The following is an 18,659-nucleotide window of genomic DNA, read 5'->3' on the forward strand; positions in this document are numbered from 1 at the left end:
TGGATCGGGAGAAAAATCGGATCGTGCGACGTTGAACCGGGTAGATCGTCCGAAAGGATCGCCATGCCCGCCGTACTGTTCGTGCTCTACGTCATCGTCGAGATCGCCGCGCTGATCGGCGTCGGCCAGCTCATCGGTGTGATGCCGACCATCCTGTTGCTCATCGCCGGGTCCGCCGCGGGCATGCTGCTCATCGGCTCCCAAGGTCGTCGCGTCTTCGAACAATTCCGGCGCGCCGGACGCGGGGAGATCAACCCGGGCATCGCGGTCGCGGACGGCGCGCTCGTCGCCGCGGGCGGGTTCCTGATGTTCATCCCGGGCCTGGTCACCTCGTTCTTCGGGCTGCTCCTACTGCTGCCGCCGACCCGCTTCCTGGTCCGTCCGCTGGTCGCCGCGGTCGCCGCGCGCCGCTTCAACCGTCTGGCCGCGGCGATGCCGTATCGCGGCGTGATCATCGACGGTGACGATGTGGTCGACGGCGCGGTTGTCAGCGAGTGGTACGACGACCCACGCCCCTCGACTCGCCCGGCTCTTCCGTAGCGACTGCTTTGCAGGTCGCTCGAAAGTGTCAGCCGGCTGATCGGGTTCACGCCTGGTCTCTTACATAAACCGTGCCAACAATCACCCTCGTGCCCATTTCGTGAGACGGATCGAAGGACTAGGGTGGCCGGATGGCGACCGAAGAGCTCACCGTCACGGTGAGTGAGGAGCTGGCAGCGGCGGTGCGGCAGGCCGCGGCGGCTGCGGGACAGTCGATTTCCGGATTCACGGCTGCGGCACTGCGGCTGGAACTGATCGCGGTGGAGGCGGGTATGCGAGCCGCACCCGGCGGCGCGCCGCCGGAATACGCGGAGGTCATGGCGGTGCTCGCACAACCAGCGGACGTTTCGCCGCCGACCATTTCGAGCGAGCTGTAAGCAGTCGCTACGGAGCGTAGGCTGTCCGACTCGGCGGACTGAAACACCCATACGGCAGACTGGTCTCTCGTGAGTACCCAGTTGCTGATCGGCGGTCGTTTCTACAGTTCGAGTTCACCCGACGCGACGGCAATGGCCGTGACCGATGGCACTGTGGTGTGGCTGGGCGCCGAGCAACCGGGACGCGCGCTGCATCCGGATGCGGAGATCATCGACCTCGATGGTGCTTTCGTGGCACCGGCATTCGTCGATCCGCACGTGCACGTGACGGCGCTGGGCTTGAAACTGACCGGCCTCGATCTGTCGGTGGCGCGTTCACTCGAACACTGCCTGGAACTGCTGCGCGCGTTCGCTGCGTCGCATCCCGACGGTGCGATTCTCGGCGACGGCTGGGACGAGACCGGATGGCCGGAAGGTCGACCGCCGACGGTCGAGGAGATCGACGCGGTGGTGCAGCCGGGGCGGCAGGTCTATCTGTCGCGGGTGGACGCGCATTCGGCGGTGGTGTCGTCGGTTTTGTTGACTGCGGCAGTCACCGCCGCGGCGGGTTTCACCCGCGGTGCGCCACTGCGTGCCGACGCGCACCATCTGGTGCGCGCCGCAGTTCTCTCGGGATTGGATCGCGCACAACGGGATCGGGCGCGCAAGGCCGCACTGGATACGGCGGCGGCGCACGGTGTCGTGGCGGCACACGAATGCGGGGGACCGGAGATCGCCGGGCGCACCGATATTCGTGAGTTGCTGGACTTCGAGCACGGTGTGGAAGTCCGGGCCTATTGGGGTGAGGCGGTGCGCACCGCGGACGAGGCGCGGGCGCTGGTCGCCGAACTCGGGGTGCATGCGCTCGGCGGCGATCTGTTCGTGGACGGTTCGATCGGCTCGCACAGCGCTCGGTTGCGCGTGCCCTATGCCGATGATGCCGGAACCGGTCTCGGCTACCTCGACGCCGACACAATCGCCACGCATGTGCGCGCCTGCACCGAGGCGGGCATTCAGGCCGGATTCCATGTCATCGGTGATGCCGCGATGGACGCTGTCGTCGCCGGATTCGGACAGGTGGTCGACGAACTCGGCGGCCCGGCCGTCGCATCTCGCGCGCACCGCGTCGAGCATGCGGAGATGATCGACGCCGATCAGATCGTGAAACTGGCCGCCTGGGGCGTAATCGCCAGTGTCCAACCGGGTTTCGACGCGACCTGGGGCGGCCCGGACGGCATGTACGCCACCCGCCTCAGCTCCGAACGTGCCGCCACGCTGAATCCCTTCGCGGCCATGGCCGCGGCGGGCATCGCCCTCGCCATCGGCTCGGACGCACCGGTTACCGCACTCGATCCCTGGTCGGCGGTCCGCGCCGCGGTCAACCACCGCACCCCCGGCCACGGTCTCTCACCTCGTGCCGCCTTTGCCGCTGCCACCCGGGGGGCCTGGCGCGCAGGCGGCGTCCGCGACGGCGTCGCGGGCACCTTGGTCCCGGGAGCTCCCGCCTCCTACGCGATCTGGGACGCCGCCGACCTGGTCGTCGCAGCAGCCGCCGACACCGTCCAGCGCTGGTCCACCGATCCGCGGTCCCGAGTCCCCGGCCTACCCCCGCTCGACCCCGACGCGTCCCTGCCCACCTGCCTGCGCACCGTTCACCGCGGAGTCACCATCCATGAAGCCTGAAACACCCGGCGCGGCTCTGCGCCGCGTGGCGGTCGCACTCGGGCGGTATCCGGTGCTGAGTCGGTCGGTCGCGGCGGTGGTGTCGGGGCTGTTGATTTTCGGGAGTTTTCCGCCGAGGCCGTTCTGGTTTCTTGCGCCTATCGGGATCGTGGTGCTGACGCTGACCATACGCGGCGCCGCGCGGATGCGTGGGGGGTTCGGGTACGGGTTCCTGGCGGGGCTGGCGTTCTTCGTGCCGCTGTTGCCGTGGACCGGGATCTACGTGGGGCCGGTGCCGTGGCTCGCGTTGTCGACGGTGTGTTCCTTATATATAGGACTATTCGGGCTATTGGCACGGTTGTTGTTCTCGCTGCCGGGGTGGCCGGTGTGGGTGGCGTTGACGTGGACGGCCACCGAGTGGCTGCGATCGAGCTTTCCGTTCGGCGGATTTCCGTGGGGGCGCTTGGCGTTCGGTCAGGCCGATGGGTGGTACCTATCGCTGGCCATGGTCGGGGGCGCGCCGCTCATCGGATTCGCGGTGGCGCTCACCGGAACCGCGGCGGCGGCAGTGCTGGTGTACATGTGGACTCGCGTGACGGCCGTGCCGACGGACGATCAGTCGCCCGCCGAGTCGCGTCATCCCACCACGATTCGCATCGGAATTATCGCCGCGGCGGCGACTTTGGTTGCCATCCCGGTCACCGGAGCGATCCTCCGGACTGCGCTGCCCGGCCCGGAGGAGGGCGACCGGACAATCACGGTCGCCGCCATCCAGGGCAGCGTGCCGCGGCTCGGGCTGGACTTCAATGCCCAGCGACGCGCTGTACTCGACAACCATGTCCGGCGCACCGAGGAATTGGCTCGAGCAGTCGCACAGGGGCAGGCGCGTAAGCCGGACGTGGTGATCTGGCCGGAGAACTCATCGGATATCGATCCGCTGCGCAATGCCGACGCGGCCGCGGAGATCACCGAGGCGTCCGAGCAGATCGGCGCGCCGATACTCGTCGGCGCCGTACTGGTGAACGGCGATCGGACGACGACGAACTCGGTCATCGTCTGGAACGGTGCGGCCGGTCCGGGGGAGCGGCACGACAAGAAGATCATCCAGCCGTTCGGTGAATACCTGCCGATGCGCAGCTTCTTCCGCCTGTTCTCCGAGTACGCCGACCGCGCCGGATTCTTCGTCCCGGGCAACGGCGACGGCACCGTCCGCGCGGACCCTTTCGAGCGACCTGCAGGTAGCCGCTACGGCGACGGCATCGATATCGGCGTCGCGACCTGCTACGAGGTCGCCTTCGACCGCGCCTTCCGCGATTCCATGCACGCGGGCGCGCAATTGCTGACCGTGCCCACCAATAACGCCACCTTCGGCGACAGCGAGATGACCTATCAGCAGCTGGCGATGTCCCGGGTCCGCGCCGTCGAACACGGCCGTGCCCTCGTGGTCGCCGCCACCTCCGGTGTCAGTGCCATCATCACCGCGGACGGCACAGTCCAGCAGCAGACACCCAAGTTCGTACCCGCCGCGCTGGTCGCCGAACTGCCGTTGCGGAGCGACACGACACTCGCGACCCGATTCGGCGCCGAACCGGAACTTCTCTCGGTTATTCTGTCCGCTGCTGCCGTCGTGGTGGCAGTTATCCGGCGGCGAAAGACCCGCGGTAAGTACGCGAACAACCAGGCCACCACGGACCAGCCGGTCGGCTGAGCTCGCGAGATCGGTTGAGCGCGATGAGTAGGGCTTTTCCCTAACCAAACAATCGGTATGTTTCGGGGCTACGAAACCATCTTTCGGTCTGTCCCGAGCGTTAGCGTGCAGTTCGCCAGCTTTGCAATAAGGGCTGGTGTAGGTCGTCGTTTTCCGGTGTTTATGCCGCTCAAACCGCAAATTTGGAGAGTTTGCGGGAATGTAGCTTGTGAAAGTGCCTTGCTGCCAATGTCGTTCGAAGTGAAACAAATCCGCAACGCTGGCCATCCGTTGCATTCGATGCTCCGAATCTATGGGCGTGGATCACGTCCTACGGCTGGCGCGTGCGCGCCTGCGGTGGCGGTGCTCGGGGAGTTGTGCATGAACAGCGGCAGAAGGAGTGATTGATGAAGTCATTGGCCACGGATCGCGTCGACCAATGCTCTTCCGGTGAATTCTCGGCACAACCATTCGCACTGTCGCCGGCGCAAACAGCCCTCTGGTACGCCCAACGTATCCGCCCGGATGTCCCGCTGACCATTGCGCAGTATGTCGAGATCCACGGAGACTTGGACGTCGGACGCCTGCTGTACTCGATCGAACGGTTCGGTGTAGAAACGCAGGTCGGACATGTGCGTCTGATCGAGATCGACGGTGTCCCGCATCAGGTGATCGACCACACCCGCCGCCCCGGCTGGGGCCGGATCGATCTGCGTGACGAGCCTGATCCGCACGCTGCCGCGCTGCGCTGGATGAACGAGCACGCCAGTTCGCCGATCGACTTCGAGCGGGATCCACTCACTACGAACATTGTGTTGCGGACCGGCGAATCCGACTACATCTGGTATGCACGCGGCCATCACATCGTGATCGACGGCTACGGCGCGATGAACGCGCTCACCCGCACCGCGGAGATCTATACGGCGGTGGAGAACCGCACCGAACCGGAGGCATCCCGAGCCACACCACTGGCCAAAATCTATGCGGACGAATCCACATACCGCGACTCCAGCCGGTTCCGCAACGATCGCGACTATTGGCTCGAGCAATTAGCGGGCGCGGGTGGACCGATGACTCTGTCCAACGTGAACGGCCTCACCGCCGCCCCCGACGCGGGGCGGCGGCGTGCTTGCGCGGTCCTCGACGAACGCGCCGAGGCCGCCATGAACGCGGCCACGGCCGAACTCGAGACCCACAGCTCGACCATGTTCGTCGCCGCACTGGCCGCCTACGCGCGCTCGGTGACCGGCAATCCCGACGTGGTGCTGAGCCTGCCGGTATCGGCACGGACCACGGTCGCGCTGCGTCGCTCCGCCGGCGTGGTCTCGAATGTGGTGCCGATTCGGGTGCGCTTCGATGCCGATACCACCGTTCGCGATGTGGTGCGCGCCGCCGAATTGCAGATCACCGGAGCGCTGCGGCACCAGCGCTACCGGCACGACGACATCCGCCGTGATTGCGGCTACTCCCGCGATGCGCGCGGGTTCTTCGGCCCGATGGTCAACATCATGCTGTTCCACGACGAGCTGAAGTTCGGCAGTCTGCTCGGCTCGCTGCATGTGCTGGCCACCGGCCCGGTCGAGGACCTGTCCATCAATCTGTACAACGGCGAGGGCGGTCGCATCCATATCGACTTCGAGGCCAATCCGCGGCTCTACGCGGAGTTCGAGGTCACGGCGCACCACGGCCGGTTCCTGGACTTCCTGACCCGATTCCTCGCCGCCGATCCCGATACGCACGCCGAGAGTCTCATCGCCATCACCGATGACGAGCGCGAGCGCGTGCTGCACACCTGGAACGCCACCGAGACCGCGCCGCAGCAGGGGACCCTGTCCGGCCTGTTCGCCGATCGCGCGATGATCTGCCCGGATGCGGTCGCGCTCGAATTCGGTAACGACACACTGACTTACCGCGAACTCGATGAGCGTGCCAACCAATTGGCCCGACTGCTGATCGCGCGCGGCGCGGGCCCCGAGAAGGTGGTCGGCCTGTACCTGCGGCGCAGCATCGAACTCGTCGTGGGCATGTACGCGATCATCAAGGCAGGCGCGGCGTACCTGCCGCTGGATTCGGATCATCCGGTCGAGCGGATCGAACAGATCCTCGAACAGGCCGATCCGGTCTGTGTATTGACCACCCGAGACGAGCTCGCGCTGCCGGCGGGCGCGGCCACGGTCGCGATCGATACCGTCGACCTCACGGATTTCGACGCCCACCCGATAACCGACACCGACCGTCTCTCCCCACTGCGTTCCGATCATCTCGCGTACGTGATCTTCACCTCGGGATCGACCGGAAAACCCAAGGGCGTCGGTGTAACTCACGCTGCGATCGTCAACCGGCTGCGCTGGATGCAGCACGAATATCCGCTGGACGGCACCGACGCGGTGCTGCAGAAGACTCCGGACACCTTCGACGTCTCGGTCTGGGAATTCTTCTGGCCCTTGCAGATCGGCGCGCGACTCGTCGTCGCGACGCCCGACGGACATCGCGATCCCGGCTACCTGGCCCGGACGATCGCCGAAAAGTCCATCACCGTAGCCCATTTCGTGCCGTCTATGCTTTCGGTGTTCGTCACCGATACCGATGTGCGCGGCTGCACCACGCTGCGCCGGGTGTTCTGCAGCGGTGAAGCGTTGCCCGCGGCCACCGTCCGTGACTTCCACGCCGCCCTGCACGGGCCGGAACTGCACAATCTGTACGGGCCGACCGAGGCTGCCGTCGATGTCACCTACTGGCCGTGCCCGGCCGACCCGGATAGCGTGCCGATCGGCTCGCCGGTATGGAATACCCAGACCTACATCCTGGACGCGCGTCTGCGGCCGGTGCCGCCGGGGATCGTCGGCGAGCTGTATCTCGCGGGTGTCCAACTGGCGCGCGGTTACCTCGGCCAATCTCGGTTGACCGCTGATCGTTTCGTGGCCAACCCGTTCACCCCGGGCGCCCGGATGTATCGCACCGGCGATCTGGCGCGCTGGCAGGGCGATCCGGATCTCGGTGGCCACCGAGGGGATTCGGGTCGGGGTGTCCTCGAATACCTGGGCCGCAGCGACTTCCAGGTGAAGATCCGCGGTCTGCGCATAGAACTCGGCGAGATCGAGGCGGCACTGCTTGCCGACGAACGGGTCGCTCGCGCGGTCTGCGTCGCCCACCACGGCCGTACCGGCGACGAACTCGTCGCCTATGTCGTTGCTACCCCGGCCTTTTCGGACCACTTGGACAGCGCCGCGCTGCTGAATGCCTTGCGTCGCACGTTGCCCAGCTACATGGTGCCTTCGGTGCTGATGGTGCTCGGCGAACTACCGTTGAGCGCGAACGGCAAGATCGACCGCAAGGCGCTGCCAGAACCCATCGCTGCCCGACCGTCCGGCCATCTCACCGCCGAGCCCCGCACCGAGGTGGAGCGGGTCCTCGCCGGTATCTTCAGTGAAGTTCTCGGCATCGACGGCATCGGTGTCGAGGACGGCTTTTTCGATCTCGGCGGCAATTCGCTGATCGCCGCCCGCGCGGTCGCGCGGATCAATGCCGCCCTTGGCGCCGGACTCACTATCCGCGACCTGTTCGAGGCCTCGACCATCGCCGCGTTGATCGAGCGCTTCGCCGCCCACAACCCGGACGCGTCCTCCCCGAAGCTGGTACCGGCCGAACGGCCGCAACGGATTCCGCTGTCGCTGGCTCAGCAGCGGCTGTGGATCCTCAATCGCTTCGCCGAACATGCCGCCGCCTACAACATGCCGCTTGCCGTCGAGATCGATGGACCCGTCGATCTGGTCGCGCTGCGTGCCGGACTCGTCGATGTGATCGAACGGCACGAATCCCTGCGCACCACCTTCCCGGATGCGCCGGAAGGTCCGTACCAGCTCGTGCATCCGGCCAGCGATATCCCGCTCACCCTGGACCCGATCGACGCGACCGGCGCCGATGTGCAGGAACTCGCCGAGGAGTTCGCCGGATACGGCTTCGATCTGCGCAGTCAGGCCCCGATCCGGGTGGCGCTGTGGACCACCGGACCGGAGCGGCACGTATTCCTCATCGTGCTGCACCACATCTGCGGTGACGGCTGGTCGATCGCACCCCTCGCCAGGGATCTGATGGCTGCGGTAGCCATGCGTGCGAAGGGCATCACACCGCAGTGGACCCCGCTGCCGGTGCAGTACGCCGATTTCGCCCTGTGGCAGCGCGAACTGCTCGGCGACGAAGCCGATCCGGCGAGTGCGCTGAGCCGTCAGCTCGCCTACTGGCGCGCGGCCCTCACTGGTCTGCCGGATCAGCTCGACCTGCCGCTGGATCGTCCGCGCCCGCTGCGTCGCTCGACCGACGGCGGGCGGGTGGAGTTCACCATCGCCCCCGAGATCCGCCGCGCCGCAGGCGAACTCGCGGCCAGCCGGGGTGTCAGCATGTTCATGGTGCTGCACGCCGTACTGGCCACGCTGCTCGCGCGGCTGTGCGCGAGCACCGATATCGCCATCGGCACCCCGATCGCGGGCCGCTCGGATCCGGCGCTCGACGATCTGGTCGGCATGTTCGTCAACACGCTGGTGTTGCGGACCGAGGTCGATCCGGCCGCCGGATTCGACCAGATGCTCGATGTGGTCCGCGAAACCGATCTCAATGCCTTCGCCAATGCGGATGTGCCGTTCGAGCGGCTGGTCGAACTCGTCAACCCGGAGCGCTCCGCCGCCAGGCATCCGCTGTTCCAGGTGATGCTGTCCTATGACCGCGCACCGGATCTGAGCATCGATCTGCCCGGTGTGCAGGCGCAGGTGCTGCCGATTGCCGCCGATATCGCCAAATTCGATCTGCAGCTGGAACTGCACGACGGTATCGCCGACGGCCCGCTGCACGCCGAATTCGGCTATGCCACCGATATTTTCGACAAGCGCACGGTCGAATCGTTCGCTCGCCGGTTCATCGCCGTGCTCAGTGCCGTCGTCGCCGAGCCGAACCGACCGGTCGGCGATCTGGAGATCCTGGACCGGCTCGAGGCCGCGAAGCTCGCGCCGATTGCCGGTGCTCCGGGCGAGCCGTCGATCACCTTGGCGCAGCTGTTCACCGACATCGCCGAGCGGCTGCCGGACGCGACCGCCGTGCGCTACGAGGGCGTCGACACCAGCTACCGCGAACTCGACGAGATGTCGAACCGCCTGGCGCGCACGCTGATCGAACACGGCGCCGGACCCGAGGTCGTCGTGGCGATCGCTTTGCCGCGCAGCCTCGATTCCATCGCGGCCATCTGGGCCGTGGCGAAAACCGGTGCGGCATATGTGCCGATCGATCCGAGCTACCCGGCCGAGCGGATCGGCCATATGATCGCCGATTCCGGTGCCATGCTCGGGCTGACCGTGCCGGAATCCCTGGCCACCATGCCCGCCTGGCCCGCCGCAGGCGGTAAGCACCGCAAGCACTATGTCGATTGGCTGGTCCTCGGCTCGGATGAACTGGCCACCGAATCCACCCAATACTCAACCGATCCCGTCACCGATGCGGACCGTCACTACCCGCTGCGCATCGGATATCCGGCCTACCTGATCTACACCTCGGGTTCCACCGGAAAGCCCAAGGCCGTCGTCGTCACCCACGCCGGTATCGCATCGCTGGCACAGGAGCAGATGCATCTGTTCGGTGTCACGGATTCGGCACGCACGCTGCACTTCTCCTCGCCCAGCTTCGACGCCTCGGTGCTGGAGATCCTGCTCGGGTTCGCGGCGGGCGCCACCATCGTGATCGCACCCGCGGGCATGTACGGCGGTACGGAACTCGCCGATCTGCTGCGCACGGAGCGGGTCACCCATGCCTTCATCACGCCGGCCGCGCTGGCCACCGTGCCGGAGGAGGGGCTCGACGAGCTCGAGGCAGTCATTGTCGGCGGTGAGGCGTGCTCGGAGGAACTGGTCGAACGGTGGTCGGCCGGGCACCGCATCCACAATATGTACGGGCCTTCCGAGGCGACCGTCGCCGCCACCGCCAGCGGTCCGATGCAGGCGGGCCGTCCGGTGCCGCTCGGCATGCCGGTGCGCGGTATGCGACTGTTCGTGCTGGACGGTCGACTGCATCCGGTGCCACCGGGCACCCCGGGCGAGCTCTACCTGTCCGGTCCGGGGCTGGCCCGCGGCTACCTGGGCCGATACGGCCTTACCGCACAGGGCTTCCCGGCGAACCCGCACGGTAGGCGTGGTGAACGGATGTACCGTACCGGCGATCTCGTGGTCTCGGATCCGACCGGCCGGCTGCGCTTCCTCGGCCGTGCCGACGATCAGATCAAGATCCGCGGCTTCCGCATCGAACTGCGCGAAATCGACCATGTGCTGCGTGCCCATCCGGGTGTGAGCGCCGCGCTCACCGTCGTGCACACCGACGAACACGGCCAGTCCCGCCTGGTCGCCTATGTGACCGCGGACGAACCGATCGAGGCCGCGGCTATCGCCGAGACCGCGCGTCAGCGGCTGCCCGGCTACATGGTGCCTGCCTCGATTGCCGTACTCGACGAGATGCCGGTCACCCAGGCCGGCAAGCTGGACCGAAAGGCTCTGCCCGCACCGGTTTTCGCGGCCGCGGGTACCTCGCGTGCGCCGAGCACGCTGCTGGAGCAGCGCGTCGCCGCCGCGTTCGGCGAAATCCTCGGCCACCCGATGACGGGCGCGGAGGACAGCTTCTTCGAGGTGGGCGGCAACTCGCTGCTCGCCACCCGCCTCGCCGCCGCACTGCACGCGGAATTCGGCGTCGACCTGCCGGTGCGGCTGATCTTCGAGGCGCCGACGGTGGCCGGTATCGCGGAACGGATAACGGAAGCGCCCCGGACGCAACGGGCGGCGCTGGCTGTGCATACCCCACGTCCGGGACGCATTCCATTGTCGCTGCCCCAGCAGCGACTGTGGTTCCTTAATCGATTTTCACCCGAATCGAGCGCCTATAACATCGCATTCGTCATTCGGATCGACGGCGATCTGGATGCGGCGGCACTGCGGGCGGCGCTGACCGATCTGGTCGAGCGGCACGAGGTGTTGCGCACGGTCTTCCCGGAGGACAATCTCGGTGCCCAGCAGTCGGTGCTGCCGACCGCCAAGGCCATGCCGGTGGTCGAGCCGGTGGCGACCGACGATAGCGCCGCCGAGCAGATACTGCGGGCCATGGCCCGCACCGGATTCGATCTCACCAAGGACATCCCGCTGCGGATCACCCTGCTGCGCACCGAATCTCGGCGTCATCTGCTCGGCATCGTGGTACACCACATCGCCGCCGACGGTTGGTCGCTCGGCCCGCTGACCCGGGATCTGGCCGCCGCCTATACGGCAAGGCGCGAGGGTGGCGCACCGGAATGGACGCCACTTCCGGTGCAGTACGCCGATTTCGGGCTGTGGCAGCGTGCCTACCTCGGTGACGAGGCGGATCCGGACAGCCTCGCGGGCGAGCAACTCGCGTACTGGCGCACTGCACTGGCGGATCTGCCGGACGAACTGCCGCTGCCCTACGATCGGCTGCGGCCGGCCACGCCGACGCAGGAGGCGGGTTCGGTGCGCTTCACCGTGCCCGAGCCGGTGCAGCAGGCGCTGGCCGAACTCGCGCGAGAGCAGGGTGTCAGCATGTTCATGGTGCTGCGCTCGGCCCTCGCGGTCATGCTGCGGTTCATTACCGGCGGTCGGGATATCGTGATCGGCACGCCGGTCGCGGGGCGCACCGATACCAAGCTCGACGAGCTGGTCGGCATGTTCGTCAACACGTTGGTGCTGCGCTCGGACGTCGACCCGGATATTCCGTTCGCGACGCTGCTGCGCGTGGATCGGGACAACGAGCTGGCCGCCATGGCGCATGCGGACATTCCGTTCGAGCGCATCGTCAAGGAGTTGGGGCGCGATGCGCGCGGCCTCAGTCGTCATCCGCTGTTCCAGGTGGCGCTGACGGTGCAGGACGGGCCGGTTCCCGCACTCGAACTGCCCGACCTCGCGCTGCGTGCCGAGGAACTGGATATCGCGCTGGCCAAATTCGAGCTGGAGCTGCGGGTCGATGTCGGCGCCCGCGACGCCGGACCGCGCGCGTCGCAGCGTGGCTTCGAATTTGTCTACGCCGCAGAGCTTTTCGATGCGTCGACCGTCAAGACGATGGCCGACCGCTTCCTGGCGGTCTTGGCGGCAATCACCGCCGCGCCGCAGGCGCTGGTCCGCGATATCGACGTGCGCACCGAATTCGAGCGACGCCGGCTCACCCCGGCCACCGGTGGCGCGACCACGCCGCAGTGCACACTGGCCGCGTATTTCACCGCGACCGCGCATATGTATCCGCAGCGCACGGCAATTCGCGCGGGCGGCACCTCGCTGACCTACACCGAGGTCGACGGGCTCTCGAATCGGTTGGCACGAACACTGATCGAGCGCGGGCTCGGCCCGGGGGACCGAGTGGCGCTCGGCCTGACCCGCTCGGTCGACTCGGTTATCACCATGCTCGCGGTCGCCAAGTCCGGCGCCGCATTCGTGCCGGTGGATCCGAACTATCCGGCCGACCGCGTGCGGCACATGCTGGTCGACTCCGGGTGCAAGGTGGGTGTCACGCTGGCCGAGCACGCCGATCGGCTGCCCGCGACCGCGGACACCGACTGGCTGCTGCTCGATGCTCCCGAATTCATCGAGGAACTGGACGAATTCGACGACTGCATGGTCGACGACTACGAACGCCATCGTCCCGTCGAGATCACCGATCTGGCCTATGTGATCTACACCTCGGGCTCGACCGGCAAGCCCAAGGGCGTGGCCGTCACGCACAGCGGTCTGTCGAACTTCGGCGACGAGGTCCGCGAGCGGATGCGGATCGACAAGGATTCGCACACACTGCACTTCTCCTCCCCGAGCTTCGACGCGGCCATTTTCGATCTGCTGCTCGCGATCGGATCCGGTGCGACCATGGTGATCGTCCCGCCGGATATCTACGGCGGCGACGAACTCGCCGCACTGATCGAGCGCGAACGCGTCACCCACACGTTCATCACTCCGGCCGCGCTGGCCACCATTGATCGGGAACGGTGGTCGTTGCCGAGCCTGCGCGCGGTCATGGTGGGCGGCGAGGCCTTTGGTCCAGATCTGGTGGCCCGCTGGGCCCCGGGACGGCAGATGTTCAACGGATACGGGCCGACCGAAACCACGGTGGTCATCACGATCTCCGATCCGATGGCGATCGGCGAACCGATCACCATCGGCACCCCGGTGCGCGGTGCGCGGGCGCTGGTGCTCGACGAGCGGCTGCGTCCGGTGCCGGTCGGCGTGCCCGGCGACCTGTACCTCGGCGGGTTCGGTGTCACACGTGGGTATCTCGACCGGTTCGAGCTCACCGCGACGCGATTCGTCGCCGACCCCTTCGGACCGCCGGGGTCACGGATGTACCGCAGCGGTGACGTGGTGCGCTGGAATGCCGCGGGCGCGATCGTCTACCTCGGTCGCAGCGACCATCAGGTGAAGGTGCGCGGCTTCCGCATCGAACTCAACGAGATCACCAATGCGCTCGCCGCACATGAACACGTGCGGTTCGCACACACCGAGGTGCGCCATATCGCGGGTGCGGATCGGATCGTCTCGTTCATCCAGCCCGTCGAGGACACCACACCGGATGTCGACGCGGTGCGCGCCCGTGTCGCCGAACAGCTTCCCGCACATATGGTTCCGGTGAGTATCACGGTGCTGGACGGGATTCCGCTGACCCCGACCGGCAAGTTGGACGTCGCCGCATTGCCGGAACCGCAGCTGACGGTGCGCACGGCGCAGCGCGCACCCGTGACGGACGCCGAGCGGCTGGTCGCCGAGGTGATGGGTGAGTTGGTCGGTGTCGAGGGCGTGAGCGCCGAAGACAGCTTCTTCGATATCGGCGGAAATTCGCTGCTGGCAACCCAACTCGTGGCCCGGCTGGCCGCGGCGACCAATACCCGGCTCGAGGTGCGCACAGTCTTCACCATGCCGACGGTCGCCGAACTCGCGACGCTGCTCGATTCCGGATCCGGTGCCGACGCCCAGCTGGAGCTGGTGCGTCGCGATCGGCCGGCGCGGATTCCGTTGTCGGCGGCGCAGTATCGACTGTGGTTCCTGAACCGGTTCAACCAGATCGGCAACAGCGCGGGTCATGCCACCGGGGCCTACAACATCCCCGTGGTGCTGCGGTTGCGCGGTGAGCTGAATGTCGATGCCTTGGTGCGGGCATTGCATGCGGTGCAGTGGCGGCACGAGACGCTGCGGACGGTGTTCCCGGAGATCGATGGGGTACCCGCGCAGCAGATTCTCGACCCGGCCGAAGCGGCCGTCGCGCTGTTCGCCGCGACGATGCCGCTCTCGGAAATACCCGGCGCCGTAAAGGATTTCGCGACTCCGGGATTCGATCTCGCGTCGACCGTGCCGATACGCGCCGCGCTCATCACGATCGGCCCGGACGGATCCACCGAAACGACACCGGGGGAGTCGACCGAGCATGTACTGGTGCTGGTCGTCCACCACATTGCGATGGACGGTTGGTCGCTGGCTCCGCTGGCCGCCGATGTGGCCGCCGCCTATGCGGCCGCATGCGAGGAGAAGACACCGGACTGGCCGGAAACGGAGATCCAGTACGCGGATTACACGCTCTGGCAGCAGGACACGCTCGGCACCGAGGACGATCCCCGTTCGGTAGTGCACCGCCAGCTCGACTACTGGCGGCGCACCCTGGACGGAATTCCGGAGCTGCTGAACCTGCCCACGGACCGGCCGCGCCCGCCCGCGCCGACCTATCGCGGCGGCATCGTCGAGTGCCCGATCGACGCATTGACCCATCGGGAACTGCGGACGATTGCCACCAGCAATAACGTCAGTATGTTCATGTTGCTGCACGCCGCCCTCGCGGTACTGCTGCACCGGATGACCGCGACCGACGACATCACCGTCGGCACGCCGATCGCCGGCCGCGGCGGCCACCCCGAGCTGGATCGGATGGTCGGCATGTTCGTCAACACGTTGGTGCTGCGCACCCGGATCGATCCGGACGCCAGGTTCACCGACCTGCTGCACGCCGTGCGCGATATCGATCTGGATGCGTTCGCGCATGCGGACCTGCCGTTCGAGCGGCTCGTCGAGGTGCTGAATCCGGCCCGGTCGCAGGCACATCACCCGATGTTCCAGGTGATGCTCTCGGTGCAGAACCACCCGGTGCGGGTTCTCGATCTGCCCGGGCTGCGCATCGAGTCGGAGGATGTCGACACCGGGATCGCGAAGTTCGATTTGCAGTTCACGCTGACCGAATCACACACCGGTACAAGGGAACCCGGTGGCATCAACCTGTCGGTCAACTACGCGAGCGATCTGTTCGACGAGCAGACCGCACAGCGGCTCGGCAGGCGATTGGTCCGGCTGCTCACCGGCGTCGCCGCGAATCCGACGACCGCCGTGGGTGATTTGGAGCTGCTCGATCCCGCCGAATGGTCCGGGCTCGCTCCGGTGCGCGGGGCGGAGGCGGACCGGCCGGTCACCTTCCCTGAGATGTTCGAGAACGCGGCGAATGTCGATCGCAAGGCCATCGCGCTGCGCTCGGGCGACACCCAGGTGAGCTACGACGCGCTCGACCGGTGGACAAACCGGCTGGCGCGGGTGCTCATCGAACGCGGGGTCGGCCCGGAAACGCTGGTGGCGCTGGGGATTCCGCGCTCGGTCGAATCGGTGGCGACGATGCTCGCGGTGGCCAAGGCGGGGGCGGCATTCGTGCCGGTCGACCCGCTGTATCCGGCGCAGCGGATCTCCCATATGCTCACCGATTCCGGTGCGGCACTGGGCATCACGCTGGCCGCGCACCGCGACCAGATGCCGGGCGACGCCGAGTGGATCGTGCTCGACGATGCCGAATTCCGTGGGCGGGTGCTGGATACGTCCGACGTGCCGATCAGGGTAGGCGAGCGGACCCGCGCGCTGCGGGTGGACAATCCGGCATACGTCATCTACACCTCCGGCTCGACCGGCACACCGAAGGGCGTCGTGGTCACCCACGGTGGCCTGTCGAACTTCGCCGCGGAGACCGCGGAGCGGTTCGAGGTGCACCCCGGTTGCCGGGTCCTGCATTTCGCGACGCCGAGCTTCGACGCCGCCATGCTCGACCTGCTGTTAGCGCTGGGTGGTGCGGCGACGCTGGTGATCACGCCGCCGGGTGTGGTCGGCGGTGCCGAACTGGGCAGGGTATTCATCGACGAGGGGATCACGCACGCGTTCATCACCACGTCGGCACTGGGCACGGTCGATCCGACCGGTGTCACCGAACTGGCGCATGTGCTGGTGGGCGGCGAGGCGCTGCCGTCGGAGCTGGTCACGCGCTGGGCGCCCGGCCGCAATCTGTACAACGCGTACGGACCGACCGAGACCACTATTGTCACGGTGATTTCCCAGCCCATGACCCCGGGCGGGCCGATCACGATCGGCGAGCCGATCCGCGGCGTCAACGCGACCATCCTCGATGGGCGGCTGCATCCCGCGCCGGTCGGGGTGACCGGTGAACTGCATTTGGCGGGTAGTGCGCTGGCACGGGGCTATATGAATCGTCCGGGGCTGACCGCGCAGCGGTTCATCGCGAATCCCTACGGCAAGCCAGGTGAAAGGATGTATCGCACCGGCGATCTCGTGCGCTGGTTCGGGCACAGCTCCGACTCGGCCCGCGAAATCGAATACCTCGGCCGCACCGACCATCAGGTGAAGATCCGCGGCTTCCGCATCGAACTCGGCGAGATCGACGCCGCGCTCGCACGCCACGACGCGGTCGAGTTCGCCACGACCATCGGCTATCGGACCCCGGCCGGCGCGACGGCATTGGTTTCGTATGTGAAGCCGTGCGATGGAACAACGCCGAGCACGGCCGAGCTCACCGAACATCTCGCCGAGCGGGTGCCGAATTACATGGTGCCGCAATCGATCATGCTGATCGACGAGGTTCCGCTCAGCCCGGTCGGCAAGCTCGACCGAAAGGCGTTGCCGGAACCGGTCTTCGGCGCGAGCGAAGGCTATCGGGCGCCGACCACCCCGACCGAGGTGCAGCTGTGCGCCGCCTTCGCGACGGTGCTCGGTGTCGAAACGGTGGGTGTCGACGACGGATTCTTCGAACTCGGCGGCAACTCACTGCTGGCCACGAAGGTCGTGGCAGAGCTGCGCGCCAACGGGATCGATCTCCCGGTGCAGCTGATGTTCGGCGACTCAACCCCGGCTGCCATCGCGGCCCGGCTGGACGGATCTGGTCACCCTCGCGCGGCCATTGCCGCGACGCTGGAGCCGGTACTGCCGATCCGGGCCCGCACCACAGCGAGCCGGGCCCCGCTGTGGTGCATCCATCCCGCGATCGGACTGTCCTGGTGCTATTCGGGCCTGCTCGCGCATCTGGCTGCGGACCGGCCGGTGTACGGATTGCAGGCACCGCATGTCGCTGGCGAGGACGGGTTCGATTCGATCGGCGAGACCGCGGAAAACTATGTGGCGCATATCAAGTCGATCCAGCCCGAAGGGCCCTACCACCTGCTCGGCTGGTCGTTGGGCGGCCTGATCGCGCACGAGGTGGCGGTCCAGTTGCAGGAGGCCGGTGAGCAGGTCGCGCTGCTGTCGATGATGGACAGCTACCAGCTCACCGACGAATGGCTCGAGCATGCGATCCCCACGGTGGCCGAGATCATCGGCGAATTCGGCAATGACGCCGATGACGTCGAACTCGACCCGCGCATGACCCTGCGCGACGCCGCCGAACTGCTGAGCTCACGTCCCGGCCCGTTCGCCGCCTTGACCGTCGAACACCTGGAGCGCCTCTACGCGGGCTACACCAATGGCACTGTCCTGGCCCACGGATTCCGCCCCAGGACCTTCGACGGTGATCTGCTTTTCTTCACCGCGGCCGATGACGAGATCAACCGCACCGACCCGACCCGCTGCGCGGCGGCGTGGGTGCCCTTCGTCACCGGCACCATTCACAACCATGACTTGCCCTGCAAACACTCGGCCATGGCGACACCGGAATCACTCGCCGTCATCGGTCCGGTGCTCAACGAGCACCTGGAAGGCGCACCGGGGCAGGAGGCACGGTCGTGAGAGAGCGTTTCGAACAGTCCATCGACACAGCACCCGAACGCATCGACGAAACCTGGTGTTACCGAGGCGGATTCGCGCGAGATATCGCCGACGACCGCGCGGGCCGGGACGCCGGTGCCGAGGGGCGGAACAGGAGCGAATCGTGAGCGAGCGTCAGCGAGTGAACCATCAGTACAGCCGAGCATCGCTCGGTCACGGCGGAGCCGAGCGTCAGCGAGGTGGAGTCGTGAGCGAGCGTCAGCGAGTGAACTATCAGCACAGTGGGCCTTCGCGCACGACGGAGCCAGTCGTGAGCGAATGCGGTGCATCGACAGGCCGTGAGCAATCGGTAGTAGGCCCGGCGAGAGTGCGGGCGCCGGGGGC

At 66.9% G+C, this 18,659-nt stretch carries 6 protein-coding genes; all 6 read left to right on the forward strand.

What is annotated here, in order from left to right:
* The first annotated feature begins 63 nt into the window (after nt 1-63).
* The 6 genes from OIE68_RS07665 to OIE68_RS07690 all read left to right on the forward strand — a co-directional run bounded on the left by OIE68_RS07665 (nt 64) and on the right by OIE68_RS07690 (nt 18,442).
* The gene (locus OIE68_RS07665; RefSeq protein WP_327098683.1) at nt 64-540 is read left to right on the forward strand and encodes an FxsA family protein; all 477 of its coding nucleotides are present in this window, start codon (nt 64-66) and stop codon (nt 538-540) included.
* Between the two features lie 131 nt (nt 541-671).
* Complete coding sequence (locus OIE68_RS07670) at nt 672-917, forward strand: hypothetical protein (RefSeq protein WP_327098684.1); 246 nt, start codon at nt 672-674, stop codon at nt 915-917.
* A 69-nt stretch (nt 918-986) separates the two neighbouring features.
* Nucleotides 987-2,579 (forward strand): amidohydrolase, encoded by a 1,593-nt coding sequence (locus tag OIE68_RS07675; RefSeq protein WP_327098685.1) that lies wholly within the window; start codon nt 987-989, stop codon nt 2,577-2,579.
* Nucleotides 2,569-4,266 carry an apolipoprotein N-acyltransferase gene (gene lnt, locus OIE68_RS07680; RefSeq protein WP_327098686.1) on the forward strand — a complete coding sequence of 566 codons (1,698 nt, stop codon included), beginning with the start codon at nt 2,569-2,571 and terminating at the stop codon, nt 4,264-4,266. The genes OIE68_RS07675 and lnt overlap by 11 nt, the downstream gene beginning before the upstream one ends.
* A gap of 386 nt (nt 4,267-4,652) precedes the next feature.
* Nucleotides 4,653-18,296, forward strand: a complete 13,644-nt coding sequence (locus OIE68_RS07685; RefSeq protein ID WP_327098687.1) for a non-ribosomal peptide synthetase — start codon at nt 4,653-4,655, stop codon at nt 18,294-18,296.
* Nucleotides 18,293-18,442 (forward strand): hypothetical protein, encoded by a 150-nt coding sequence (locus tag OIE68_RS07690; protein WP_327098688.1) that lies wholly within the window; start codon nt 18,293-18,295, stop codon nt 18,440-18,442. The genes OIE68_RS07685 and OIE68_RS07690 overlap by 4 nt, the downstream gene beginning before the upstream one ends.
* Nucleotides 18,443-18,659 lie beyond the last annotated feature (217 nt).

Source organism: Nocardia vinacea, assembly GCF_035920345.1.
Taxonomy (GTDB): Bacteria; Actinomycetota; Actinomycetes; order Mycobacteriales; family Mycobacteriaceae; genus Nocardia; species Nocardia vinacea_A.